Annotated in this window: 22 protein-coding genes; 11 read left to right on the forward strand and 11 right to left on the reverse strand. The window is 54.8% G+C overall.

The window, feature by feature from the left end; translation table 11 throughout:
* The first annotated feature begins 108 nt into the window (after positions 1–108).
* Both ACR0CE_RS16205 and ACR0CE_RS16210 read left to right on the forward strand, forming a co-directional pair.
* Positions 109–2,157: a dockerin type I domain-containing protein gene (locus tag ACR0CE_RS16205; protein ID WP_480833184.1), complete on the forward strand. Its 2,049-nt coding sequence runs from the start codon at positions 109–111 to the stop codon at positions 2,155–2,157.
* Positions 2,158–2,250: 93 nt separating this feature from the next.
* Positions 2,251–3,042, forward strand: a complete 792-nt coding sequence (locus ACR0CE_RS16210; RefSeq protein ID WP_480483723.1) for an inositol monophosphatase family protein — start codon at positions 2,251–2,253, stop codon at positions 3,040–3,042.
* A gap of 3 nt (positions 3,043–3,045) precedes the next feature.
* On the opposite strand, the gene ACR0CE_RS16215 is transcribed toward ACR0CE_RS16210, so the two are convergent.
* From ACR0CE_RS16215 to ACR0CE_RS16235, 5 genes are read right to left on the reverse strand one after another with little or no spacing between them, the layout of a single operon-like run.
* Complete coding sequence (locus tag ACR0CE_RS16215; RefSeq protein ID WP_480483724.1) at positions 3,046–3,612, reverse strand: histidine phosphatase family protein; 567 nt, start codon at positions 3,610–3,612, stop codon at positions 3,046–3,048.
* Positions 3,613–4,683: an ABC transporter ATP-binding protein gene (locus ACR0CE_RS16220; protein ID WP_480483725.1), complete on the reverse strand. Its 1,071-nt coding sequence runs from the start codon at positions 4,681–4,683 to the stop codon at positions 3,613–3,615.
* On the reverse strand, positions 4,680–6,896 hold the full coding sequence (locus tag ACR0CE_RS16225; protein WP_480833185.1) for an ABC transporter permease: 2,217 nt from the start codon (positions 6,894–6,896) through the stop codon (positions 4,680–4,682). The genes ACR0CE_RS16220 and ACR0CE_RS16225 overlap by 4 nt, the downstream gene beginning before the upstream one ends.
* Positions 6,897–7,922 (reverse strand): ABC transporter substrate-binding protein, encoded by a 1,026-nt coding sequence (locus ACR0CE_RS16230; RefSeq protein ID WP_480519958.1) that lies wholly within the window; start codon positions 7,920–7,922, stop codon positions 6,897–6,899.
* Positions 7,923–7,980: 58 nt separating this feature from the next.
* Positions 7,981–8,445 (reverse strand): NUDIX hydrolase, encoded by a 465-nt coding sequence (locus tag ACR0CE_RS16235; RefSeq protein ID WP_480494134.1) that lies wholly within the window; start codon positions 8,443–8,445, stop codon positions 7,981–7,983.
* A gap of 224 nt (positions 8,446–8,669) precedes the next feature.
* Between ACR0CE_RS16235 and ACR0CE_RS16240 the strand changes: the two genes are divergently transcribed.
* The 6 genes from ACR0CE_RS16240 (at position 8,670) to ACR0CE_RS16265 (ending at position 13,899) form a co-directional block, all read left to right on the forward strand.
* Positions 8,670–9,479, forward strand: a complete 810-nt coding sequence (locus tag ACR0CE_RS16240; RefSeq protein WP_480487502.1) for a DeoR/GlpR family DNA-binding transcription regulator — start codon at positions 8,670–8,672, stop codon at positions 9,477–9,479.
* A gap of 61 nt (positions 9,480–9,540) precedes the next feature.
* Positions 9,541–10,515, forward strand: a complete 975-nt coding sequence (gene phnD / locus ACR0CE_RS16245) for a phosphate/phosphite/phosphonate ABC transporter substrate-binding protein (protein WP_480483730.1) — start codon at positions 9,541–9,543, stop codon at positions 10,513–10,515.
* Positions 10,516–10,575: 60 nt separating this feature from the next.
* Complete coding sequence (gene phnC / locus ACR0CE_RS16250; protein ID WP_480605757.1) at positions 10,576–11,370, forward strand: phosphonate ABC transporter ATP-binding protein; 795 nt, start codon at positions 10,576–10,578, stop codon at positions 11,368–11,370.
* On the forward strand, positions 11,367–12,182 hold the full coding sequence (gene phnE / locus ACR0CE_RS16255; protein WP_209507091.1) for a phosphonate ABC transporter, permease protein PhnE: 816 nt from the start codon (positions 11,367–11,369) through the stop codon (positions 12,180–12,182). Before phnC ends, phnE (ACR0CE_RS16255) begins: the two co-directional genes overlap by 4 nt.
* Positions 12,182–12,997: a phosphonate ABC transporter, permease protein PhnE gene (phnE, locus tag ACR0CE_RS16260; protein ID WP_267366604.1), complete on the forward strand. Its 816-nt coding sequence runs from the start codon at positions 12,182–12,184 to the stop codon at positions 12,995–12,997. Before phnE (ACR0CE_RS16255) ends, phnE (ACR0CE_RS16260) begins: the two co-directional genes overlap by 1 nt.
* Positions 12,961–13,899: an HAD-IIA family hydrolase gene (locus ACR0CE_RS16265; protein WP_480833186.1), complete on the forward strand. Its 939-nt coding sequence runs from the start codon at positions 12,961–12,963 to the stop codon at positions 13,897–13,899. The genes phnE (ACR0CE_RS16260) and ACR0CE_RS16265 overlap by 37 nt, the downstream gene beginning before the upstream one ends.
* A gap of 219 nt (positions 13,900–14,118) precedes the next feature.
* On the opposite strand, the gene ACR0CE_RS16270 is transcribed toward ACR0CE_RS16265, so the two are convergent.
* The gene (locus ACR0CE_RS16270; RefSeq protein ID WP_480483733.1) at positions 14,119–14,571 is read right to left on the reverse strand and encodes an Lrp/AsnC family transcriptional regulator; all 453 of its coding nucleotides are present in this window, start codon (positions 14,569–14,571) and stop codon (positions 14,119–14,121) included.
* 115 nt (positions 14,572–14,686) lie between these two features.
* On the opposite strand from ACR0CE_RS16270, the gene ACR0CE_RS16275 reads away from it, so the two are divergent.
* The 3 genes from ACR0CE_RS16275 to ACR0CE_RS16285 all read left to right on the forward strand — a co-directional run bounded on the left by ACR0CE_RS16275 (position 14,687) and on the right by ACR0CE_RS16285 (position 20,701).
* On the forward strand, positions 14,687–15,886 hold the full coding sequence (locus tag ACR0CE_RS16275) for a methionine gamma-lyase (RefSeq protein ID WP_480833187.1): 1,200 nt from the start codon (positions 14,687–14,689) through the stop codon (positions 15,884–15,886).
* Between the two features lie 15 nt (positions 15,887–15,901).
* Positions 15,902–18,274 (forward strand): 1-deoxy-D-xylulose-5-phosphate synthase N-terminal domain-containing protein, encoded by a 2,373-nt coding sequence (locus ACR0CE_RS16280; protein ID WP_480833188.1) that lies wholly within the window; start codon positions 15,902–15,904, stop codon positions 18,272–18,274.
* Positions 18,275–18,736: 462 nt separating this feature from the next.
* Entirely contained in the window at positions 18,737–20,701 is a 1,965-nt protein-coding gene (locus ACR0CE_RS16285) for a M10 family metallopeptidase C-terminal domain-containing protein (protein ID WP_480833189.1), read from the forward strand.
* 308 nt (positions 20,702–21,009) lie between these two features.
* Here ACR0CE_RS16285 and ACR0CE_RS16290 read toward each other — a convergent pair whose 3' ends face one another.
* Genes ACR0CE_RS16290 through ACR0CE_RS16310 form a run of 5 tightly spaced genes read right to left on the reverse strand, consistent with a single transcriptional unit; the run spans position 21,010 to position 26,925 of the window.
* Positions 21,010–22,512, reverse strand: coding sequence for a M81 family metallopeptidase (locus tag ACR0CE_RS16290; RefSeq protein ID WP_480833190.1), 1,503 nt, complete (start codon positions 22,510–22,512; stop codon positions 21,010–21,012).
* Positions 22,512–24,158 (reverse strand): amidohydrolase, encoded by a 1,647-nt coding sequence (locus tag ACR0CE_RS16295; protein ID WP_480833191.1) that lies wholly within the window; start codon positions 24,156–24,158, stop codon positions 22,512–22,514. Before ACR0CE_RS16295 ends, ACR0CE_RS16290 begins: the two co-directional genes overlap by 1 nt.
* Positions 24,159–24,170: 12 nt before the next feature.
* A complete protein-coding gene (locus ACR0CE_RS16300; protein ID WP_480833192.1) occupies positions 24,171–25,094 on the reverse strand; it encodes an oligopeptide/dipeptide ABC transporter ATP-binding protein in 924 nt (307 codons plus the stop codon).
* Positions 25,091–26,071: an ABC transporter ATP-binding protein gene (locus ACR0CE_RS16305; RefSeq protein WP_480484899.1), complete on the reverse strand. Its 981-nt coding sequence runs from the start codon at positions 26,069–26,071 to the stop codon at positions 25,091–25,093. The genes ACR0CE_RS16300 and ACR0CE_RS16305 overlap by 4 nt, the downstream gene beginning before the upstream one ends.
* Positions 26,068–26,925 (reverse strand): ABC transporter permease, encoded by an 858-nt coding sequence (locus tag ACR0CE_RS16310; RefSeq protein WP_480484900.1) that lies wholly within the window; start codon positions 26,923–26,925, stop codon positions 26,068–26,070. Before ACR0CE_RS16310 ends, ACR0CE_RS16305 begins: the two co-directional genes overlap by 4 nt.
* Between the last annotated feature and the right edge of the window lie 3 nt (positions 26,926–26,928).

Below are 26,928 nucleotides of genomic sequence, written 5' to 3' on the forward strand. Positions count from 1 at the left end.
ATCTGAAACCGAACTTCTCGTTTTCACCACAATTCCGCTTTTGTTTCGGTCCGTGCATCAGGTCATCTTTTGGTCAAGGCCAGGGGTGGCGATGGAGGTGTGGCTGTGATGCTTCAATTCGAAGGTGTGGTGGCAACGGGGAGCGCGGCGCTCGATTCAGGTATCGGCGATACGGCTTTAAAAACGTTTAACGGAACCACGTATCTTTATACCGTCACCGGACCGGGTGGCGGCGTCGCGGTCTGGAGGCTGGTCGAGGGCGCGTTACCGCAACTGGTCGACACGGAATATTACAGCGGCACAATCACGTTTCACGTTGGTCGCAGTGGCACACCGATAACGCTGGCGGGATCCGAACAACTTGTACTGGATGTGAATATGGCGGTCGGGTTGGTCGGATATGACCTGAACGTGGATGGCACCCTGGACAGCCTTACGGAAACCGGATCTCTGGCAGGAGGAGGAGATATCTCGGCGATTGTTCAAGTGTCGATCGGACCCATGGATGTTCTGGCAATGGCTCATGAAGAAACGGGTCAAATCGGGACATATCTTGTTAATCCAGATGGAACGCTGAGCCTTGCTGGTCTTGTTGCTGGCTCTGGAGACGCGATGCAGACGCTGCGCGCAGGAACAGACCATTTCCTGATCTCAAGTGATGCGGCCAGCAATACAGTCTCAACTTATCGGATCGACAGCATTTCCGGTCAGTTGACCGAGATTGACAACAGTTCAGCCATAGGAACCCTTGGAATCTCGACTCCGACAGCCGTCGAAACGATCGATGCCTACGGCAAGCCCTGGGTGATCGTGGCGGGCGCAGGCAGCGACTCGCTCAGTGTGCTTCAATTGAAAGCTGACGGCAGCCTGAGCGCCACAGACCATATTCTGGATTCGCACACGACCCGCTTTGAATCCGTGCAGGACCTTGAAGTCGTGGACATCAACGGGCGCGTATTCGTCGTGGCGGGTGGCGGCGACGATGGGCTTACATTGTTCACGCTGACACCGGAAGGCCAGTTGGTCTATCTGGACAGTTTCGCCGACACTTTGAGTAGTGGATTGCAGAATGTCGAATCGCTGAGCCTTGCTCACGTCGGCAATGAGTTGCAGATTCTGGTTACGTCGCAACAAGACGCTGGAGTCACTGTCATTTCGGTTCCTGTCGATGATCTTGGGGTCGTGAACAAAGGGTTTGGAACAGTATCGGGGACGGCCTTTGACGACATGCTGAGTGGCAGTATTCTGGATACCACCCTGATGGGTGGCGATGGCGATGACATACTGATAGCAGGAACAGGTGCTACGACCATGTCAGGTGGGGCAGGGGCCGACATTTTCGTGATGCAGTCGGGCAGCGGTCTGACCACGATCACGGATTTTCAACCGGGTGTGGACCGTCTGGACATGTTCGACTACCTGCTGTTGCGGTCCCCTCAGCAACTGACATTCACCAGCACCACCCAAGGGGCGCGGATAGAGTATCGGGGCGAGGTGGTGCAGGTTCAGTCCGCTTCGGGCGGAACGCTGACCAGTACCGATATTTTCGGGGCCGGGTTTGAAGGCCCCGATCACATTCCGGTTGAATTCGGTGATTTCGGCGGTTTGAAGCCGGACAGTTCGGATGGCGTGCTTGGGCCAATCACAGTGGACAGCCGATCTGTAAATCCCGGATTGTCGGATGCGGAGATTAGATTCACTCCGATCGGCGGTGGCACGGTATCTGTCACGGCTGACGATCAGGGACAATTTGACTTGGACCTTCCGGATGGCACGTTCCCCGGAAGACTGGACATCATCAAGCACTATTCGACGGCAAGCAAAGAGATCGACGCAATGGACGCTTTACAAGTGTTGCGCATTTCGGTTGGCCTCGATCCGACATGGGGGCCCGCCGATGCGGAAAACCTAATCGCAGCGGATATCAATCAAGATGGAACCATCAATGCCCTGGATGCACTGGCGATTTTGCAGGTGGCTGTTGGGAAAACCACTGCGCATGAACCTCAATGGGTCTTCTTGGATTCAGATGCGGATTTGTCGGGAGTTACAAAAAGCAACGTTGATTATCAGACTGGAATGGATGTTGTAGCCATAGACGGGGTGATAACCGCCGATATGACGTCCATTTTGCTCGGCAACCTCGAGGCGGCATGAATTGAATTGAACGGTGCTGCAACTCAGTCATTGCAAGCCTTCCGCTTGGACCGCAATGTTGGCCTTAGATACACAAACACAAAAGGACAGGCCATGAATCGTCTTTCGGAACGCAGAGATTTTGCCATCGCGGTCTGTGAAGAAGCTGGGGTGATAGCCGAGAAATACTTCTTGGACAGGAGTAATCTGGTTATCGATCAAAAAGGTGCTCAGGACTGGGTGAGCGACGCGGACAAAAACGTCGAAGCCTTCATTCGTCAAAAGATCATGGATGCTTGGCCGCAGGATGGGATATTTGGCGAAGAACACGGCGCTGCCACAGGCAAGAGCGGTTTTGACTGGGTGATTGATCCAATTGATGGAACTACGAATTTCGTCAATGGCATACCCGTATGGACGATTGTTCTGGCCGGTGTCACCGAAGGGCACACTGCGGTGGGTGTGATCCGGGATCCGAGTATGGATGAAACCTTTGTGGCAACACGCGGAGAGGGCGCGACACTGAACGGTTCACCGATACACGTGGCCTCTGGGGTTGCTCTTCGGGATGGGACGGTTTCTGTGGGGTATTCGAACCGGATCGAAACTCGCCACGTCGTGCCGGTGGTTGCAGAACTGATCGAGCGCGGTTCCATGTTTCACAGAAACGCCAGCGGTGCATTGTCATTGGCCTATGTCGCAGCCGGGCGACTTCTGGGTTATGTGGAAGAACACATGAACGCCTGGGATTGTCTGGCTGGGCAATTGTTGGTTGCAGAAGCGGGCGGTGTTGTCGAAGATCAAGACGCCGACGCGATGATCCGCGACGGTGGGCGCGTGATCGTCGGTACACCAGATGTATTTGAAAGTTTGTTGGAAATCGCAGAGAACGCTTGGGGGGCTTAACGTCTAGGCCATTGGCAACCAAGTGGAATTAGGTTGCAAAGTTGTCAGACTTGTCTGCCAATAATGGCCTTGTGACGGTTGATCGTACTGGCGGTCAATCGGAATCCCGGAAAGCTCACACCACAACAATGTCCCGACCGCACCATGTGTAACGATGGCGAGGTCTCCGGTGCCATGGGCACGAGTGATTTCCAAGACTGCCCGGTGAATGCGCCTCTGCGCGTCGGCCGCAGTTTCCCAACCGCGAAAGCTAATATCCGGCTGGGCAAAGAATGCGTCCGCGGCCGCCTCGAACTTTTCCCGTGGAAGGAAACCAGTGGTACTCCGATCATTCTCGCCAAGTTCCGGGTGGATATTTAGAGGCAACCCCAAGGGCGCGGCCAGAATCTCACCAGTGTCACGAGCCTTTCGTTCGCTGCTGGCCCAGATATGGCTGACATTGGCCATAACTTCACTGGCGGCAAAGGATGCGGCGCGCCGGCGACCTGTCGTGCTCAGACCCCATTCCGTAATGGGGGTATCCGGATCAATAACGACCTCGGGGTGAGTGATGATCAGTAAATTCGGCATCTAGTCAGGCAGAAGTACCGGCCCTTTGCCCGCAAACCCCATCCTGATTTCGGTACCCGGTGCAAGCGGTGCATCAACATCATCGTGGACCGCAAAAACCTGGCCAAATGCGCCGGTCAGTGTGTATTCCATCCGCACACCAACATAGGTTGCCTTGGCCACTGTAGCGGCGATGCCGTCATCAGAACCAATCACAAGGCGCGAGGGTCGTACAGCGATGGTCGCGGGCCCATTGGTCAAACCCCGACGCGGCAGAGTGTGACGGTAACCTTCGATCTCGATTGTTGCAGCATCACCGTCGGTTGCAACGATCTGACAGTTGAGCAGGTTTGCCTCGCCTATGAAATCGGCAACAAACCGGTCATTCGGGGCATCATAAAGCTCGCGAGGTGTACCCATCTGAGCGATCGCGGCGTTCCGCATCACAACGATCTCGTCCGAGACGGCCAGGGCCTCTTCCTGATCGTGGGTGACATAGACAACCGTCAATCCAAGGTCTTGCTGAATGGCCCGGATATCCTCGCGCACCTGGCGTCGCAGCTTGGCATCAAGGTTGGATAGCGGCTCGTCAAACAGCAGAACCTGTGGTTCTAGAACCAGCGCTCGCGCGACGGCGACACGTTGTTGCTGACCACCCGAGAGTTCGGAGGGAAGGCGATTGTCGAACCCCTTGAGCCCTACCAATTGCAAGCCATGCAAGGCGCGGCTGCGAGCCTCATCCTTGGCAAAGCCCGAGAATGTGAGGCCGTACATCACGTTCTCCAGCACGCTCATGTGGGGAAACAGCGCGTATGATTGAAACACCATTGATACGTCGCGGTCTGTTGCGGGCAGTTTGGTGACGTCCCGGTTGCCAATCATAATCTTGCCAGAGCTTGCCATCTCTAACCCGGCGATCATGCGCAACGTCGTTGTTTTCCCACAGCCTGACGGACCAAGCAGCGTGACCAGTTTTCCCGCTTCGACATGAAGGTTAATGTTATCAACAGCCACAACGTTTTTGCCGAACACTTTCGACACTTTCTCAAATAATACCGGGGCGGCCTTGGAACCGATTTTGTTGTCGGTCATGAGGGTGTCTCCGTTGTGTTCTGTGTGCGCCGACCGATCTGGACCCGACCGACGAGAATTTGCAATAAACCGACCGCTGCCAGCATCACGAAGATCAGCGTCGTCGAATAAGCAATGGCGAGACCATAGTCGTTATTCTCAACCCGCCCGATGATATAGCTGGTTGCCATGTCGTATTCGGCACTGACCAGAAAAATCACAGCCGAGATCGCCGTCATGGCACGAACAAAGCTGTAGACAAGCGCAGCAAGTATCGCAGGACGCAGCAGCGGAAGGATGACATTCCGGAACGTCTGCCACGAGTTTGCGCCAAGGGTCAGCGAGGATTCATCAAGGCTGCGGTCAAGCTGCGACATGCTCGCAATGCCGGCGCGAACGCCAACCGGCATATTGCGGAAGATGAAGCTGACAACAAGGATGACACCTGTACCGGTGATTTCGATTGGCGGAACATTGAAGGCAAGGATGTAGCTTACGCCGATTACGGTACCGGGGATGGCGAAGGACAACATTGTTCCAAATTCGAAAGCGTTCTTGCCTGCAAAACTCTGCCGGGTCAGCAGATAGGCCGTTACCAACCCAACCGCAGCAGTCAGTGGTGCCGCGATTGCCGCGATAGTGATGGTGGTCCAGAAACTGTCCCAAGCGGCTCCGGTCCAGCGTATTCCTTCTTCTTCTAAGCGGACCGAGAATGCGGTGATGTAGTGCTTGATCGTCAGCGAGTTATCGACCCCCCACAACTCGACCACACTGCCGTAGATGATCATCGCATACACAACAATTGTGAACAGCGCCCAACCCAGAGCAACCAGCAGTACGGGAACCGAGAGGCCAGTTGGCATCAGCGGATGCACCCCTGCATCACCCTTGCCGGTAACCGTTGTGTAGCTTTTCTTTCCCAGCCAGGCGCGCTGTGCGTAAAAGGCCGAAAGGGTAAAGAACAGCAATACCATGGCTAAAACCGCAGCCCGGCCTTGATCATATTGGGCACCGACAATTGCGAAGAATATCTCGGTCGAGAGCACGTCGAAGTTCCCGCCCAACACAAGCGGGTTGCCGAAATCGGCCATGCTTTCGATGAAGCCCAGAAGAAAAGCATTCGCAAGACCGGGCCGCATCAGGGGCAAAGATACTGTCTTGAACGTCTGCCATCTGCTGGCGCGAAGCGTCTGCGCCGCTTCCTCCATCGACGGAGAGACGCCTTCAACCACACCGATCAGTACGAGAAACGCGATAGGCGTGAACGCGAGTGTCTGTGCGATCAGGATGCCGGGCATTCCATAAAGCCAGCGTGTCGGTTGTGTGCCGAAAAGCTCGGCAAAGAACCGGGTGACCGATCCGGACAGGCCAAAAAGCAGGATAAGCGCCAGACCAATCACGAACGGCGGGGTGATGATCGGTAGAACGGTCAAAGCCCGCAACGCGCGTTTGTAGCGAAAGCCGGAGCGTGTCACGACCAATGCGAAGCACAGACCCAAGACCGTGGTGATGACGCCAACAAGGATGGCGAGGAACAGTGAATTCCAGGCGGCACCGCAGCGCGCACCCTGAAGACACCCCAATCCCCACAGTCGATCATCAAAGAACTTTGAGAAGAATACCGCGATGGAATAAGCGCCATCTTCGGTGATGAAGGCGGCGAAAAGCATCTTGGCGATCGGAAAAAAGACAAACGCGGTGACAATTGTAATCACGCCGCCGATAGCACTGACGACAAAGACATCACCATTAATCGCGCCTCTGGCCGCGATGCCCTGAGTAAGCAGGAACAGAAAGCTTGATGCGCAGATCATTGCGCCATAGCCCATTCCGTACTGACGGTCGCCAAGCTCGCCAAACAGCGATTCCAGCCAATCGAAGTTGAAGCCTCGGATGCCAATGCCGAAGCCCTGTGCGATCAGCCAGCCGAAGCCGAGCGCGCCGGAAAGGATCAGAATGCGGGCATAAAGCGGGTCAGACTTGGCGCGCTTCAACACCAGTAGCGGAAGAGCGAGCGCGATCAGGAGTGGAGCGAGCCAAAGCTTCTCACCTTGTCCAATCAGAAACGCTGCCGGGGAGTAATCCTGGTCGAAGGGGTAGCCGTCCAAAAGCCACTCGAACGACCATAGCCCGCCGTCCACCATGTACCATGGCAGCAGGCAGAATCCGACCCACCCGGCGATGATCCAGAAGATCAGGACCGGATGGGTCGTTTTTGACATATTATCAGTCATTTACTGCGGCAGAACCGAAACTTCCTCGTCCCATTTCTGCAACAGACGCTTGCGTTCATCTGAGGAACCATACTTTTTGAAGTCATAGTCAATCAGCTTGATCTGACTCATGTCAGGCGCGCTTTCCGACGTTTCTGCGCTCTTGTTCGATGGCACCTGAAACGCGCTGACCTGAAGAGCAAGGTTCTGCGCCTCGGGCGACAGCGCCCAGTCATAGAATTTCTTCGCCTCTTCCTCGTTGCGGGCGCCTTCAATAATGGACATCGAGCCAATTTCGTATCCGGTACCCTCGCATGGCGCGACTACCTTGATCGGGAAACCCGATACAGCCTGCTTTACCGCATCATGCATGAAGACAATGCCAATCGTGTTCTCGCCACGACCGGCTGCTTTGATTGGTGCCGATCCGGATTTGGTATACTGGTTGATATTCGAATGCAGGCCTTTCATGAACTCAAAACCTTCATCCTCGCCAAAGATCTGCACCATCGAGGCCAGCGTAGTGTAGGCCGTACCAGACGAGTTCGGGTTGGCCATCTGAACGTGACCCTTGTATTCAGGCTTTAGCAGGTCTTTCCAACAGGCGGGTTCGGGTAGGTTATTGGCCGCCAGCAGGTCTGCGTTATAGCCATACCCAAGTGCGCCGGAATAAATGCCGATCGTTCTGTTTCCGGCACTTTCGGCTTGGGAAATTGCCCAATCATGAAGCTGGTCGCGCATTGGCGACATGTATTCCATTGTCAGGCCCTCTTCGGCGGCCTGCAAATGCGGATCACCCGTGCCGCCCCACCACACGTCTCCTTTCGGGTTCGAGCTTTCGGCACGAATCTGAGCAAAGGTTTCGCCTGACGACTTACGCGTCATGTTGACGTCGATGCCCGTTGCATCTTCGAAACTGCGCGCCATGAGTTGGCACCAGTCTTCCTGCGCCGAGCAATAGAGTGTCAGCTTGTCTGCCTGGGCTGCCGACACAGATGCGGCTATTGCAATCAGCGACCCGACGGCCGTGGATGTAAGTTTTTTCATTATCATTCCTCCCTTTGGTTATCGTGCACCAGTGTCTTTTGTTTTGTCAGGCGCTTTCTCATCCAGCTTTTCGTAGCTTGTTAATGACAGACTGGGCGTTCTGATTGCCCGTCAGATTTCTCAGAAAACTTGACAGATCTCTTTCTTCCACCAGCTTTGCCGCTTTCCCCGGTGAAAACCAGTGACGCGTCCGTTCGTCCCGTTCTTTCCAACGCCGCTTCAGTTTTTCAACGACCATGGGATAGAGGGTAACGCGGCAGCGAACGCTATTCGCGCCCTCAAAGCGCTTGTCGTAGAAAAATTGGCCAATCGGCTGTTTCGAGATTGCCCCGACTGCACCTGCTTCTTCCAGGGCTTCAATTTCGGCGGCATGCCAAGGTTTCTTTCCTTCCATCAACCAACCTTTTGGGATGACCCACCGCCCTGTATCGCGCGAAGTCACCATCAAAACACGCAGCTTTCCATCCCTGTCCCAGCGCATCGGAAGTGCTGCAATCTGGTCTGTTATGTTGCCGTCGCTCATGCTGTCCTCAATGACACGGTATCAATAGCGCGCCCAGAATAACCTTCAGTCGTTAACGGTGGTTCTTGGGTTTTCACTTTGAAACGGTTCAATTCATACATTCTTGCCTTGCGCTTTGGACTCTTCCGAATTGTCACAACCTACTGAGGGTTATGCAACAAAAATTATTGCATTATGCCCGAAATCCCACAAAAGTGGGGTTTGAAACCTGATTGGGTTGTTGGATGTCCAAAACGAAGATACGTGCCAAAACGATTGAGAAGGGACGGGGTAGGGTAAAAAAATCCGACCGGCGCCAGCAAATACTGCTGGAGTTGAAGCTTCGCCCGCACGTTCGCATCAATGAATTGGCCCAGCGTTTCAACGTCTCCAACGAGACGGTGCGCAGGGATTTTGACGCCCTGTCGAATGACGGCCTGATCGCACGCGCGCACGGAGGGGCATCTGCCCCGGCACAAGGGCATTATCCAGGTCTGGACGAGCGAGCCAACGCGCGGATTGAGGAGCGCGAACGCATAGGTATCAGCGCGGCGGGACTGGTTCGTGATGGTGAAACGGTCATGATCGATTCCGGTTCGACCACAATCGAAATGGCCCGTGCATTGGCCTATCTCGGCACTCCTTGCACAGTGATTACGAATTCAATCCCGGTGGCAATGACCCTCGGCCATGGGGCTGCCGAGGTTCTGCTTTGTCCAGGAGAATATCTGGCAACCGAATCTGCGACGATTGGAACCGAAACGCTGGAATTCCTGTCTCGGTTCAATGTCGACAGATGCATGATCGGCTCGTCAGGTTTTTCGGTCGAAGGCCCTTCAGAAACCGTGCGCGGCTTTGCGGCTGTCAAAAGAATGATGCTTACGCGCGCAGCAAATCGACATCTTTTAATCGATTCAGGGAAATTTGGTCGTAAAGGCCTGTCTCAGGTCGGAGACCTGACCAAACTGGATTCCATAGTTTCCGACACGAAACCAACAGGAGAGTTGCTTAACGCGATCAACGGTGCCGAGGTTGATGTTCTCGTCGCCCCGTAAACACTGAAATGAATGACGAACAGCGGACTGCAAAATGACCGCGCATGACTGGGAGGAAAACATGAAGATAGACATCAGATTATTGGTTGGGGCATCGGCAATTGCGCTCATGTCGCTTTCCGGGACAGCTTCGGCGCAAGATTGCCCGAGGGGTGATCTGGACGAGCGGTTTTGCGACGTCGATGGGGATTTGATTGCGGATATCCCCACAGATTCTTCCCAGCTAATTGATCCTGACACCCTGATTTTTGCCTATACACCGGTCGAAGACCCAGCCGTATACAAAACCGCGTGGTCTGACTTTCTAGAGCATCTGAAGGCTGAGACAGGCAAGGACGTGGTCTTTTTTCCGGTCCAAAACAACGCCGCCCAGATCGAGGCGATGCGGTCGGGACGCCTGCATATTGCGGGCTTCAACACCGGGTCCAACCCACTGGCAGTAAACTGTGCCGGGTTCCGACCGTTTACGATTATGGCCTCAAAAGACGGTAACTTCGGTTATGAAATGGAGATCATCACCTACCCAGGCTCGGGCATCGAAAAGGTTGAGGATATCAAAGGTAAGCAACTTGCCTTCACGTCACCCACGTCCAACTCGGGCTTCAAAGCACCGTCGGCGATCCTGAAAAGTGACTTTGATCTTCTGCCCGATCGCGACTTCGAACCCGTCTATTCGGGAAAGCACGACAACTCGATCCTTGGTGTGGCGAACAAGGACTATCCAGCGGCATCGATTGCAAATTCGGTAAAGGCACGGATGATTTTGCGGGATGTGATCAAGGAGGAAGATGTTGTTACGATTTACAAATCGCAGACCTTTCCAACCACCGGATTTGGCACTGTCTACAACCTGACGCCCGAATTGCAGGAGAAAATCCGCAATGCTTTCTTCAACTTCGAGTGGGAAGGGACGACGCTTGAAGCAGAGTTTTCCAAGTCGAACGAGGGCCAATTTCTGGAGATGACTTACCAGGAATTCTGGGACGTCATTCGGAAAATTGACGCGGCAAACGGCGTCTCCTACGCCTGCCAATAAGCCTTGCTTAATCAGGCGGGCCTGAAAAGGCCCGCTATCCACCCTAATCGGGGGCATTTTATGCTGCGTCTTCAAAAGCTGACGAAAACCTACAAGACCGGAGATCAGGCACTGAAGGCCATCGATCTTGAGGTGCCCAAAGGGCAGGTGCTTGCACTGATCGGGCCCTCGGGTGCGGGAAAATCGACGATGATCCGCTGCATCAACCGTTTGGTTGAGCCTACAAGCGGCGGTGTTCTTCTGGATGACATGAACCTGACCAAACTCGGGTCGGGTGCGTTGCGGAAAGCACGCCGCGAAATGGGTATGATCTTTCAGGAATATGCTCTGGTTGAACGCCTCACCGTGATGGAAAACGTATTGTCCGGTCGGTTGGGGTATGTCGGATTCTGGCGCAGTTTTCTACGGCGGTATCCGCAGTCGGATGTGGACGAGGCTTTCCGCCTGCTGGACCGGGTGGGGCTGTTGCATATGGCTGACAAACGCGCGGACGAGTTGTCGGGTGGTCAACGCCAAAGGGTCGGTATCTGCCGCGCCCTGATCCAGGACCCAAAGTTGTTGCTGGTCGATGAACCGACCGCGTCGCTGGATCCGAAGACCAGTCGTCAGATCATGCGGTTGATCACCGAACTGTGTCAGGAGCGCGGGCTGGCGGCTATCATCAACATCCATGACGTGGCACTAGCCCAGATGTTCGTTCCGCGTGTCGTGGGCCTCCGCTTTGGCGAAATCGTGTTTGATGGCCTTCCAACAGGGCTTACCCCGGAAAAGCTGACCGAGATTTACGGTGAGGAAGACTGGGAAGCGACCATCGAAAAAGTGGATGAGGACGAAGATGTCGAGGCTGCAGAATGAGCCATCGAGAACTTGACGACATGCTGGGAAAAGGTTGGCGCAAACCGGCCTTTATCAAAAACACGTTGCTGCGCAGGGCATTGATACTTGGGTTCTTCGCTTACCTGATTGCGGCTTTCATGACCATCGATGTTGATTGGGGCAGGGTCTATGAGGGACTGGACAGGGGATGGGCGTTCGTCCTTGCCTTTACCAGCCCGGATTTTATTTCACGGTGGTCAGATATCTGGGCCGGCCTTCTGGAAAGCATTGTAATGACCGTGGCCGCGTCGGTTGTCGGTATCCTGATTTCGATCCCGATTGGATTGGGGGCTGCACGTAATATCGCCCCGTTGCCAATCTACATAATGTGCCGCGGCATTGTCGCGTTAAGCCGGGCATTGCAGGAAATTATCGTTGCCATTTTGCTTGTGGCCATCTTTGGCTTTGGCCCGCTGGCAGGATTTTTGACGCTGTCTTTCGCAACCATTGGGTTTCTTTCCAAGCTTTTGGCCGAAGATATCGAGGCGATGGACAAAGTTCAGGCTGAGGCGATTCAGGCCTCTGGTGCACGATGGCTGCAATGGATCAACTACGGGGTTCAGCCTCAGATCATGCCTAGGCTTGTGGGTCTTTCCATGTACCGGATCGACATCAATTTCCGGGAAAGCGCTATTCTGGGGCTGGTGGGGGCAGGCGGCATTGGCGCGACACTCAACACCGCGTTTGATCGATATGAATATGATACGGCTGCCGCCATTCTGATCCTTATCATCGGGATCGTCATGGCCCTCGAATACCTTTCCGGAATAATCCGAGCGAGGGTTCAGTAATGCCGGTTCTTGAACGCGACGATACACAAATCTGGCGCAGGCGGACGACGGGCCAAAGCCTGGTTCGCTGGTTTGGATGGCTTCTGGGAGTAGCGGTTTTTGTCTACTGTTGGCAGCTCATTTCGGAATCGACAACCTGGTTTTTCGTCTGGGACGCACCCCGTATCGCCAACGATATCTGGACCCGCGCAACACCTCCGAAATGGGATTATATTACCCAGCTGGGTCGCCCGATCTGGGATACACTGAACATCGCTACACTGGGCACGATCATCGCTCTGTGCATGGCTGTGCCGGTTGCCTTTTTGGCGGCCCGCAACACTACCCCGTCGGCGTTGTTCATCCGCCCCATTGCCTTGTTGGTCATTGTTTCGACCCGCTCAATCAACTCGCTGATCTGGGCGCTGCTATTGATCGCTATCATTGGACCGGGTGTGTTCGCCGGTGTCATAGCAATCGCCATCCGTTCAATCGGGTTCTGCGCTAAACTTCTTTATGAAGCGATTGAAGAGATTGATCACGGTCAGGTCGAGGCGATCACAGCCACCGGTGCTTCGCGGTGGCAAGTCATGGCATATGGGATCGTTCCGCAAATCCTGCCAGCCTTTGCCGGAATTGCGGTCTTTCGTTGGGATATCAATATTCGCGAGTCTACAGTGCTTGGTCTGGTTGGTGCCGGTGGCATCGGGTTGCAGCTCTCGGCCTCGCTTAATGTTCTGGCGTGGCCGCAAGTCAGCCTCATCCTGATTGTAATTCTTTTTGCGGTCATGATCAGCGAATGGGTTTCGGCAAAAGTACGAGGAGCGATCATTTGACCGGCTTCTCAGCGCAAGAGGCTTTCAAGGCTTACGAAGCCGTCCGGCACCGCCTTCCAGATATTGAACCGAACGACGTGAGCTATCGTCGTATCGAGACTCTTTCCGAAATTAAGGATGAGTTTGACGTGTTTCTTCTGGATGCGTTCGGGGTTCTTAATATAGGCGACACGGCGATCCCCGAAACGCCCGAACGGATCAAGTCACTGAAGGCTGCGGGCAAACGTGTCCTGGTGGTGTCGAATGCCGCTGGGTTTCCCCACGCCACGCTGTTGGAGAAATACACCAGACTGGGATATGACTTCGCGCCGCAGGATGTGATCACCAGTCGGGCTACGTTGCTGTCCGGGCTGAATGGCCAACGTGGGCTGCATTGGGGTTTGATGGCGACACCCAGCGCCGGTCTTCGCGACTTGGAAGGTTTGAAATTAACCTATCTGGAGGATGACCCGCAGCCCTACGAATCTGTTGATGGTTTTCTGATGATCGGGTCAGCCGCCTGGACCGAAGCCCGGCAGGCGATGTTGGAGGCGGCATTGCTAAGCCGCCCCCGCCCGGTATTGGTGGGCAACCCGGATATCGTTGCCCCGCGCGAGTACGGCTTTTCCAAAGAACCAGGTCTTTTCGCACACCGTTTGGCCGACCGGACAGGTGTAGCCCCGCAATTTTATGGAAAGCCATTCGGCAATATCTATGATCTTGCTTTTCAGCGACTTGGGCCCGTCGACAAATCCCGCGTTCTGATGGTAGGTGACAGTCTGCATACTGACATTCTGGGCGCGCGTCATGCCGGAGTGGCTTCCGCACTTGTCTCGGATTTTGGGTTCTTCGCCGGGCATGATGTCGAGGAAGCGATCAAACAAGCAGCGATCGTGCCGGATTTTGTCGTAACCCGACCTTAAGATTTTGAAGTAAAGCGTATTTTTGGCAGAGCGAACGGGCAGCGCTGACTTGCAGAATGCGCGCGTAACAATGATTATGTTGCTTTTACAGGGCTGCATCTAGTCGGCGAATTTTCTAACGGCGAATACCCATAGTCTCGGAAACTCGAATCCGGTTCTACCGCATCCTAACAATCTGGAACTCAATATTAAGGGTCACTTTCGAGAATTTAAACTTTCTCAGGCTGGAAAAACCGATGTTTTCTTGACTGTTCCATAAACAAAGCTGGTGTCGATCGAAGCTATTCCGCCGATCGGGTGAATTCGGTTTCGAATAAAGTCTTCGTATGCTTCGAGGTCCGATACCAATACCCGCAACTGGTAATCCATTGCGCCGGTCAGCACATGGCATTCTAAAACTTCATCGATCATTCGAACGCGTTTTTCGAATTTCTGCACATCTGTTTCATTGTGCCGCTCAAGCCGGATGCGGACAAAGACGGTAATCGCCATCCCGTATGCGGCAGCGTCCACATCGGCGCTGTATCCTTTGATGACACCGCTGGCCTCAAGGTTTTTGACCCGCCGCAGACACGGTGAAGGAGACAGATTGACCTCATCAGCAAGATTCTGGTTCGTCATACGCCCGTCCCGCTGCAATGCTCGAATGATCTGCCTGTCTTTGGCGTCCATTTTCTCTCCTGTTTTAGCATAATATGCCAATATCCACCATTAACGTGGCATTATTTGCAACCCATTGCTCAAAGTAAAGGCGCAAAGTGGTAACAACTCAGATCAGGAGCTCACCGTGACCCACACAACCGGATTTGCCACTCGCGCCATTCATCATGCCTACAACCCATTTGAAAACGATGGTGCGCTGACCCCGCCCCTCCACTTGACCTCAACCTTCTCCTTCGAAACCGCAGAGGCCGGCGGTGAAATGTTTGCTGGTGAGCGCGCAGGTCATATCTATAGTCGGATATCGAACCCTACTTGTGACCTTCTTGAAAAGCGTATTGCCGTGCTGGAAGGTGCCGAGGCCGGGCTCGCGCTCTCCAGCGGGATGGGTGCAATTACCGCCGTACTTTGGACCCTGCTGTCGCCAGGTGACGAAGTCATTGTCGACAAGACGCTCTACGGCTGCACCTTCGCTTTCATGCGCCACGGTCTGGCAAAATGGGGTGTCACTATTACCCATGTAGACATGACGGACCCTGCGAATCTGAAAGCCGCTGTTTCCGAAAAAACCCGCGTCGTCTACTTCGAAACCCCAGCCAATCCAAACATGCGCTTGGTGGATATCGCTGCCAGTTCAGAGATCGCACATTCTGTTGGTGCACAGGTTGTGGTCGACAATACATATGCCAGCCCATATTTGACCCGCCCGATCGAGCACGGCGCGGATATCGTCCTGCACTCCGCCACCAAATATCTGGGCGGGCATGGCGATGTGGTCGCGGGTCTTGTGGTCGGAACCGCCGAGCAGATTTCTGAGATCCGGCTTGTCGGCATGAAGGACATGACAGGCGCAGTGATGGCACCTTTCAACGCAATGCTGATCCTGCGTGGACTGAAGACACTGAACCTGCGACTGGATCGCCACTGTGCGTCCGCCAAGGTTGTCGCCGATTACCTTCAGGCACACCCGGCCGTCAGTGAGGTTTATTTCCCGGGGCTTGAGAGTTTTGGCCAGCACGATGTCGCACAACGCCAGATGTCGCAGCCCGGCGCCATGATCGCCTTTGAAATCAAGTCTGGCCTGTCCGGTGGCATCGAGTTCATGAACCGCCTGAACATGATCCAGCGCGCCGTGTCCTTGGGGGACGCAGAAACCCTGATCCAGCACCCGGCATCCATGACTCATTCGACTTATACTGCGGAAGAACGGGCAGAACATGGGATCAGCGACGGTCTGATCCGTCTTTCCGTCGGGCTGGAAGACGTTGATGATATCCTTGCAGATTTAGAGCAAGCTTTGCCCTACCCTGCCCGCAGTGCCGCCTGAGTCTCGGAGACCACCATGCCATATGATCCCAACCAGTTGAAAACCGTTGAACAGCGTCTGCTGTGGTTGTCGCATTGGATGATCCACCATGCCAATCATATCCGGCCCAAGGTTGATGGGATAAAGGTCGGTGGTCACCAAGCGTCGTCCGCGTCGATGGTTTCGATCATGACTGCGCTATACTTTTCGGCTTTGCGTCCGGAAGATCGGGTTGCGGTCAAACCGCATGCGTCACCGGTTTTCCACGCGATGCAGTACCTCATGGGCAACCAGACCCGCGAAAAGATGGTAAACTTTCGCGGGTTTGGCGGCGTGCAAAGTTATCCCAGCCGGACAAAGGATATCGATGATGTCGACTTCTCGACAGGTTCGGTAGGTTTGGGTGTCGCGATCACCTCGTTTGCTTCGATCATTCAGGACTATGTCAAGGCCAAAAACTGGGGGGCAGATGCCCCGATGGGGCGCATGGTGGCGCTTGTAGGCGACGCTGAACTGGATGAAGGCAACGTATACGAAGCGTTGCAGGAAGGCTGGAAAAACGGCCTGCGCAACACGTGGTGGATTATCGACTACAATCGGCAGTCGCTTGACGGCATCGTTCGTGAAGGATTGTTCGAACGGATCGAAAAAATCTTTGATGCCTTCGGATGGGATGTTGTGCGCGTGAAGCACGGCGTGTTGCAGCGCGCGGCCTTCAAAGAACCTGGCGGCGATCGGCTGCGAGACTGGATTGATGCTTGCTCAAACCAGGAATACTCGGCCCTGACGTTCATGGGTGGCGAGGTTTGGCGAAAGCGCCTCATGGACGATCTTGGGGATCAGGGGGATGTGACGGCGCTGATCGAACGGCGCACAGATGCCGAACTCGCTGCATTGATGGAAAACCTCGGCGGCAACTGCGTTGAGACCATGGCCCAAACTTTTGCCGCCATCGAACATGACCGCCCTACCTGTTTCTTGGCCTACACTGTCAAGGGATGGGGCACGCCAATTGCGGGCCACAAGGACAACCACGGCGGGCTGATGAACAACAGTCAGTTCGTCGCGTGGCAAGAACATATGGGCGTGCCCGCCGGCGAGGAATGGGAGCCGCTTGCGGCAGTGCAAGACCCGGAGGCGCTGAAAGACTTTCTGTCGAAAGTTCCCTTCTTTGCCAAAGGTCCGCGACGCTATTTCGATGACAAGCTGGATGTTCCATCTATTGACATTGACACAAGCCGCGAAATTTCTACCCAAATGGCTTTCGGCAAGATTTTGGATGACTTGTCGAAAGGCGACAGCCAATTGGCCGAGCGCATCCTGACGACGTCTCCTGATGTCACAGGCACAACAAACCTTGGCCCGTGGGTAAACCGGCGCAAACTGTTTGCCAGATCCGAGCAAGCCGACGCTTTTATTGAGCATCGTATCCCCTCGACGGCAAAATGGGAATTTACTCCCGAAGGGCAACATATCGAGCTTGGTATTGCCGAGATGAACCTCATGTTGCTTTTGGGCGCTGCGGGCCTTTCGCATTCCCTGTTCGCCAGGCGACTAATCCCGATCGGTACTGTGTATGACCCCTTTGTCAGCCGTGGCCTCGATGCGCTCAATTATGCTTGTTATCAGGATGCGCGCTTTATGCTGGTCGGCACGCCTTCGGGCATAACGCTGGCCCCAGAAGGCGGTGCGCATCAATCCATTGCCACACCTTTGATCGGGATGAGCCAGGACGGGCTGGCGGCCTTTGAGCCAGCCTTTGCTGATGAACTGGCGGTGATCATGGAGTGGGCCTTTGACTACCTGCAGCGTGATGGCGAAGGGCAACCGGACGAACGCACCTGGCTGCGTGACGAAACAGGCGGTTCGGTTTATCTGCGCTTGACGACAAACCCGATTGAACAGCCTGGCAAACGCGTGGGCGATGAGTTCCGTCAAGGTGCTATTGATGGCGCATACTGGTTGCGAAAACCGGGGCCGAATTGCGAGGTCGTAATCGCCTATCAGGGGGCCGTTGCACCCGAAGCGATCAAAGCCGCTGGCGTGATGGGCGAAGGACGCAAAGACATTGGAGTGCTGGCGGTGACTTCGGCAGACCGGCTAAACGCTGGGTGGACGGCAGCGCAACGGGCGCGTTCGCGCGGCAATCAGGCGGCTCGGTCCCACATCGAAACTTTGATGTCCGGTCTGCCGTGCCACTGCAAGCTGGTTACCGTGATCGACGGACACCCCGCGACATTGTCTTGGCTGGGTGCCGTACAGGGACATCAGACCATCCCATTGGGGGTCGAACATTTTGGTCAGACAGGGACAATTGGCGACCTCTATCGGCACCATTGCATTGACGCGGACGCTATCCTGGAGAAGGTGAATGGTCTGACCCATGGCAAGGCTTTGCTTCGCACATGAGCGGCGGTGTTGGACGTCACAGCCAGGGCCTTACCCTCAGGGTAATTGGGCCCTTTGTGCAGGCGCGCGCTTGGGTTCGAAACCCCGAACGAAAGGCACCTTGTTCGAACCAAACTTTTGGGATCTGAGAAGAATTACGACTCGGGACTAAAGAAAAGATCCGCGCGCCTTTGCTTCTGTCACTACAGGTGCTCAAAACTGTCGTTGGTATGGACCGCCAGGAAAATCAATTTTGCGTGTATTAAGTTGGCCTATGCACGCTATCCGACCGGTTTTTTGGAAATATTCTTATTCATGTATGCGCTTAATAAAAATGGGTCTGTTCCTCTAGAATGTAACTCTTGAATAGCCGTTGATAATGTAGTTTGCAGGAGACACTCCAGTACGCGTTTGCCCCAAAAAGAACACTTTGTTCGAGCAGTTTCAGCGCAATCAATAACACCTAATTTCTAAGACAGAATAATGGCCACCGTTACAACAATCCCCAGACCGTCCGTAAGTTCTCCGCTCAGCTCTATCCAGGGCACCTATGCATATGGTGACGGGAATCCGTCGACCACGACGGTGATTTCCTACAGTTTCGGGCACTTCTCTGACACGCAGGCTTGGTCATCAGAGTATAAGGCGGAGTTCCGTGCGGCGCTGGCCGCAATAGAAGCCGTTGCAAACATTACTTTTGTCGAAGTCACCTCCGGTTCCGCTGACTTGGTTGAGGTTCTCGCGCCTTCTTCATTCTTTGAAAACCCGCGAACTCTCGGATTTCACTATTCGCCATCGAGCGGGACATCCTATGGAGCGTTCAACACGTCATACTGGACTGCTTCTTTCAACGGAAACGGTGATCCGGGCGGGTTTTTCTTTACTACTTTGGTCCATGAATTAGGTCACGCCCTTGGGTTGGGGCATCCTCATGACACCGGATTGGGTACAACCGTGTTGAGCGGTGTAACGTCGCCATTCGACTCGTTTGGGGCGGCGGGCCTCAATCAGGGTGTCTACACTGTGATGTCGTATAACGATGGATGGACTTCACAAAACGGGGGGCTACACTTTAACGCAACGTACGGTGGTTCAACGGGGCTTGGGGCTTTGGATATTGCCGCGTTGCAGGCCATGTATGGGGCGAATACTTCATATAATTCCGGGGGCAATACCTACACACTTCCCTCTGCAAACGTCGCAGGAACTGGGTATCAGGCCATTTGGGATACTGGCGGGATTGACACAATACAACATGTTGGCAGTTCGAACGCACACATAGATCTCCGGGCCGCCACATTGGACTATTCCGTCACCGGAGGTGGGCTGATTTCGCATGCGGCTGGAATAAAAGGTGGTTTCACAATCGCGCATGGCGTTGTGATTGAAAACGCGTCTGGCGGATCGGGTGCTGATACTATTGTCGGCAATACCGCTCAGAACGTCTTGCGCGGGAACGACGGAAACGACACCATTCACTCGCTGTCCAACGGAAGCAATAACAACACCATCTATGGCGGCCAAGGCAACGATATCATTTTTGTGGCCCAAGGTACCGGCGCTGACCAGGTCTTTGGGGACCAGGGCAATGATCTGGCTGTTGTGCAGAGCAACGCAGGCACGTTTACAGGTGGAACCGGCACAGACACTGTCAGATTTGTCAGCGCGATAAGTAACTATTTATTCTTTGAAAACGGCGTTTTGTACGAGTTTTTGGACGTCGTCACGCGCACAACTTTCACCATTGCAGACGACGTAGAGTTGGTCCAGTTTCTTGACGGGTTACAGCAGTATACCCGGTCGAATATCAAGTCTGCAATGCAGCTTTCAGATATTGATACACAGGGAACGACGTTACAACATGCCAGCCAAGGGCTTTATGTGCTGGATGGTGGAAGTTCGAACATTGCTTTGATTTATGGTGGCCAGTCTATTGGGCAGAACTCGCTAGCGGGCTGGCAGGCGCTTCAGGCCGAAGCCTCGGGCGGTGGCTACAAGGTGCTGTGGCAAAATGCGAACGGGTCATATGCTGAATGGACCACGGATGCTTCGGGGCAATACCAAGGCGGTGTTAGCATCGCCAATGTTGTGGATGTCGAAACCTTCTACAGTCACGATATTGATGGAAATGGGACCATCGGTCCTGCTCAACCAAAACTGAGCGCTTTGTTGGCACCGGAAAACAATACCGTGACGGTGGCCGAGGAGTCCGGTGCCTCCGAATGGGACGAAGATGTCGACTATCTGGAATTCGTGCCAGACTTGCCCACCTTCCAGAATGAGGAAGATATCTATGGATTGGTTGTCTCTTGCGTGAAAAACAACATTTACGGGCCTTCGACAACCATCCTGGAAGCTGTGTGGCAAGAAGCCACAGACAATGTGTCAGAAGAGGATGCCAACCTGACAATTGCATCCTTGCTGGAGGATGACAGCTTCTTTTGGTAATGTTGACCCCGCTCTGTAGGAGATGCTGATCGCGCTGCGATTGCCTCGGATACATTTCTGGTGCGAGAGAAGTGTATCTATGCCGAAGAAACGATTCAGTGATGTGCAAGTTGCCTTTGCGTTGTAACAAGCTCTGAGAGAGACGCGGGTCAACTGGTGTATGAAGATGCATTTTGGCCGACTGGCCTCAGGGAATCGTATTCAAGATCCAATTGGGGTCAGGTTTATGTGGACGGCTCAAGGCTGACCCTTCGGGGTCGAGATATTTGAATCCATTGGGGCGTATCGCACGTCAACAAACTTTCGTTTCACGTCACGTCAAAGGAGGTATGGCGACAGTTGGCCAACCTTCTGTTGACACTAGTATAAGGGACCTTTCCAAGGTCGCAGAGGAAAACCCCAGGCGCAGCGACCGCATTTACATGGCTTGCAATTGGTTCGAAATCCGCCCGGAAATGCGCTGTGCTTTTGACGCAGATCACCGAATAACTCAGAGGGTTTAACCCGATATGTGTGAAATGTGCGCGATCCAGGCATTGGTTTCGTATGCTTGTGACGACAAGGTCGATCTCGGCGTCGTGTCCAACCAAGCGAAGCGCAGCTGTCTTGCCAAGTGTAGCTGTTCCGCCGCCATACATTTCACCGGTATAGCGGCATGTGCCATCACTTAAGGAAAGCACTTCAAACTCTGCCCTGAATGGAACATGTCCGGCCAGGTTCGACTTTGCGCCGATAGCCAAAATGATCCGTGCGCCCTCCCCTGCCGCACGGGCCTGAATGGCACTTTCCGGATCATGGAACAGACCCATCAGAACGTTTTTTACCCCGCCCTCAATCAAAGCGGTCAGCAGCCCCGTTGTATCTGACGTTCCGCCTGCGCCCGGATTGTCCTGAACATCGGCTAGAACGATGGGTTTTTCGCGCCTTTGACGACATGTGGAAACGGCCTCTTCCAAAGACAACATCTTACATTCAAGATTGGCCTCACGGGACAGGAACATGCTGACAATCTCTTTGGCAGCGGCAGCCGCTTTTTCAGCAGTCAAGGCATAAGCAAGGCAGGATGGTCCGGTGTCAGGAAAATCCGCCGCCGTAAAACCAAGAGCGATCTCTGCCAGAATGCCTTGCTGTTCAAACCTGACAGGCAATTGATAGATATCACTGATCGGCGCAGAACCCGTGTGTTGCGCATGCAGGGGGATCAGGTAAGGCACCGGTTGGAACGTTTTGTATAGGGTTTCACCCGCCAGCAGGCGACGCAAGACTGGAACGCATCGTGCACCCGTTTCCGCCATATCCAAATGTGGGTAAGTGCGAAAAATCGACAGGTAATCTGAGTGTTTGACCATTTCGGTGGAAATGTTGGCATGAAGGTCCAAACTTGCGACCACTGGAACGTCTGGACCCACAGTTTCACGAACGCGACGCAAAAGCTCTCCTTCACCGTCAGCAAGGCTTTCGGAGACCATAGCTCCGTGCAGATCAAGATAGACACCATCAATCTGGCCTGCGCCCCATATTCCGTCCAACAGCATCCCGCAGATCGTTTCGAATGCATGATCGGTGACATGGGCGGACGGTTCGGCAGAGCACCACAAAACGGGAATGACATCAAATCCCGCTGCCTGTGCCGCGGCGGTGAAACCCGCGATCGGAAGGTTCATGCCCTCGGTTTCCAGAACAACCTGTGAACCATGCAGCATTCCCGGCCAGGAATCCGCCATCTCAAACTCAGGCATCCCAGCTTTCGTTACACCGAAACAGTTGGTTTCATGTTGAAACCCCGCGATCACAATACGCTTGGTCGCCATTATGCGTGCTCAAACTCTTGTTCAGTACACACAGCGGAAAAAACCCTTTCGCCATAGCGAATGGTTTCAAGCACGACAGTGTCTGACAGGCGGTCCGGGTCGTGCAGTGGATTGCGCGAAAGAACAACAAAATCTGCAATTTTACCCGGTTCTATGGATCCGCGTTGATCTTCCTTGAACACCTGCCAAGCGGCTTCGATGGTTTGGGCCCGCAGGGCTGAAATAACGCTGATCTTCTGATCCTCGCCAAGCACACGGCCAGAAGCGGATTTTCGGTTCACCGCGCAATGGGCAAGATGGATTGGACGCGTCGGTGTGACCGAGGCGTCGTTGTGGATCGTGTATCGCACGCCATACCGTTCGGCTGACGCCGCTGGCGATATCCGTTCGGCTCGCTCGGGCCCCAGGAATGTATCGTAATGACGATCCCCCCAAAAGAAGACATGGGCGGGAAAGAAGCTGACGGTCAGACCAAGCCGGGCCATACGCTCCAATTGGTCATCCCTCAGAACCTGGCCATGGATAATGGTGTGTCGATGATCCTCGCGCGGGTGTGCAACAAGCGCCTTTTCCACCGCATCTATGAACATCTCGGCACCGGCATCGCCATTGCAGTGGCAGTGAATCTGCAAGCCCTGACTGTGGAGCTTTTCTACATCCGCAACCAACTGCTCTTGCGAGGTATAGGTCATTCCACAAGGATTATCAGGGCTGGCAGGTTTGAAGTATGGAGCGGACAAATACGCGGTCTGTAACTGAAAGGCCCCGTCTGTAAACAGTTTGCGCGGACCCAGCGAAAAATGCGGGTTGCCCGGCCAGCTCGTTCCAATCCAACGCGAAGATAACTCTGGCTCCAGATCTCCGACGGGCAAAAGCTCGATGTCAATTCCCGGATCCTGATCCGCAGGCAGGCTGGCGAAATGGTCCAGCATGGGCTGCGATGCCCAGGCATTTTGGGCATAGGTCACACCATGGGCCAGGTATTCGCTGCGGCAGGCGTCAAAACCCCGCCAAAACCGGTCGCGGTCAATCAGGAAATCAGTATCCCCCATTTCACCCATGGCCGACAGCCCTTCCATCAATCCGGTCAGCGCTCCGGTTTCCGGATCGCGGCCATAACGGCCCCCCTCTGGATCAGGAGTTTCACGGGTTATCCCGCGTCTTTCCAGCGCGAGAGAATTTGCCACGCCATTATGACCCGACGCGTGAATGACCCAGATTGGATGGCGTTGTGACACGCCGTCCAGTTCGGCCCGTGTGGGCATTCGACCTTCCAGAATGGACGTATTGTCAAAGGACACCCCCATGACCCATTCACCCTCGGGTGTTGCACTCGCCTTTTCGTGAAGCCTGTCCAACGCCTGTGACATGTCTCTGCAATCCCCTAAAGGCGGCGAAGACAGATCGACACGGAACAGCTTGACAAAGCCGGGATCGGGAAAGTGCCCGTGTGGGTCGATAAAGGCGGGCATCAGGGTACGACCCTTCAGATCTTGCTCGTGCGCATCCGAAGGCATGCGGGCGCGCAACTCAGCCTCGGCCCCCACTGCCTGAATTCTGTTGCCGTCAGTCAGCACCGCCTCTGGTGAAGAGTTCTGCGCATCCATAGTCAGGATGGTGCCGTTGAAGTAGAGTGTGCTTGGCATTGGATTTCCTAGTTACGACAGCGGGGCCAGACAACGCAGCCCATGGCCGACCTTTACTTCCCATTCCGGGGTTTGGGTGCAAATGTCTCTGGCAAAGGGGCAACGCTCGCGAAACTCACAGCCAGATGGCCGCCTGAGCAGGCTGGGAGGCTCTCCTTTGAGGGCGATCCGTTCCAGTCGCGCATCCGGGTCCGGCTCGGGGTTGGCGCTCAGAAGGCAGCGGGTGTAGGGATGGCGCGGGTCGTTGAAGATCGTTTCGGTTGTGCCCTCCTCGACCAAACGGCCCAGATACATGATGCCCATTCTGTCGGCCACGTGACGCACGACGCTGAGGTTGTGCGTGATGATGACCATCGCCAGCCCCAGCCTTTCGCGCAGATCGTTGAGCAGGTTCAGCAACTCACCCTGGACCGAGACATCAAGACCGGCAGTCGGCTCGTCCGCAAGGATCAGCTTGGGTTCCAGCGCCAGGGCGCGCGCGACGCCCACGCGCCGGGCCTGACCTCCTGACAGCTGATAGGGATAGCGATCGGCAAAATGCGCGGGCAGGTTCACCATTTCCAATAGGCGCTTGGCCTCGGCATCCAGATCGCGATCTTTCATACCCTGAATGCGATAGGGTTCGGTGATCAGGCTGCGGATTGTCAGGCGGGGCGACAGGCTACCGACCGGGTCCTGAAACATCATCGCCATGTCTTTACGCAGCGGACGCATGACGCTTTCCGGCGCGCCCCGAATTTCCCGACCTTCGAATGTAACCGAACCGTCCTGTGCAGGCGCAAGACCCGCAATCGCGCGGATTACCGTCGTCTTACCCGATCCGCTTTCACCAACCAGAGCGTAAGTTTCGCCAGGTTCTACGGTAAAGCTGACACCCGCCAGAACATTGACCGGTCCATAACTGGTTTTAAGATCCACGACATTCAGCAAGCTCATGTTGCGACCTCCTCGTGGTTCAGCCAGCATGCGGCGTGGTGGCCTTCTTTCAGTTGATCCAGTGGCGGCACATCGGTCGCGCAGCGCGCCATGGCCTGATCGCAACGGTCCCGAAAGATGCACCCCCCGGGCAGGTTGGCCAGATCAGGCACTTCACCGGGGATGGTGGGCAAAACGCGGGCGCGTTCTTTGATGTGGCCGGGATCACATTCGATCAGACGACGTGTATAGGGGTGTTTAGGGTTGTGGAAAATCTCACGCACATCGCCGCTTTCGACAACGGCTCCTGCATACATCACCACCACCCGGTCGCAGAGTTCCGCGATCACGCCCAGATGGTGCGAAATAAACAGAATGGCACAATGAAACTCGCGCTGTAATTCTTGTAGGCGCTCGATGATCTGTACCTCAAGAGTGGCGTCCAATGCAGTGGTTGGCTCATCCGCGATCAAGAGGTCCGGCTCGGACATCAACGCCATTGCTATGGCGATCCGCTGGCGCATCCCACCTGAGAACTCATGCGGATACTGCTTCAGGCGCGCTTCGGGATCGGGGATGCCGACAGCACCCAGCATCTTGGCTGCGTGGGTCAATTTATCCGCCTTTGACTGCTTTGAGCGATGCTGAATGTCCAGCATCTGCTGCCCGATGGTCAGAACCGGATTGTGCGTTTGCATCGGATCCTGGAAGACAATGGATATGTCTGCACCGCGCAGGTCGCGCATCTGACGCTCGGAAGCCTTCAACAGGTCCTGCCCTTTGAAACGAACCTCACCTTGACGGAACCGCGTATTGGGGGCGGTCAGGCGCAGGATGGATGAGATCAGGGTGGATTTGCCGCATCCGGATTCCCCGACAATACCAACAATTTCACCCTTGTTGACGTTGAATGTGATGTTCCTCAGGGCCTTAAGGTCGCCACGGCCCGTTTCGTAGTCAACACTCAGGCGGTCGATTTCCAGCAGTGTATCGGTCATCGCTGTTTCCTCAATTTCGGGTCGACCACATCACGTAGGCTTTCGCCCAGGAAAGTGAATCCAAGTGTTGCCAGAATGATCGGCAGGCCCCCGCCCACCACCAGCCACGGTGTTTGGCGGATCAGGGAATAGCCATCCTTGAGCAAGGCTCCCCAACTGGGTGTCGGGGGTTTCACACCCAACCCCAAAAATGACAGCCCGGCCTCCAGCGCGATGACGGTGGGTATATCCATGGCTGCCAAGACAGCCAGAACCCCGATGATATTGGGTAGCATGTGCACACCCAGAATACGCGTCATGCTGGCCCCCATTGATCGCTCTGCCAGAATGAATTCGGAATTGCGAAGCGTCAGGGTCTGGGTTCGCGCCACGCGCCCATATGTCGGGATCGAGGTCGCCATGACCACGAATACAACTGTCTGCAAGCTGGGCCCGACAAGGGCCACAACAGCCAGTGCAAACATCACCGTCGGAAAGGACCGGATGGTATCGAAAAACAGCATCAGCAGGTTGTCGAGCCATTTCGGCCCGTACCCGGCTATCATGCCCAAAGTCAGGCCAATCGCCATCGCGCCGAAAACAGCTGGCAGCGCCACTTTAAGCGCAACCTGCCCCCCAGCAATCACCCGCGAAAACGTATCGCGACCCAGCTGATCCGTGCCCAACAGATGCGCCGCGGACGGCCCTTGCAGGCGGGATTTGATATCCATGGCAATGGGATCGTAAGGCACAATCCAGGCAGCAAATATCGCGCAGAACACGATGGTCCCAACGATTATCAAACCCATTAACCCAAGCGGGTCGCGGGCAACCCCGACTATGATCTGGCCAAGTTCGGAACGAGATTTTACCATCAC

It is taken from the genome of Ruegeria sp. L11, assembly GCF_056531755.1.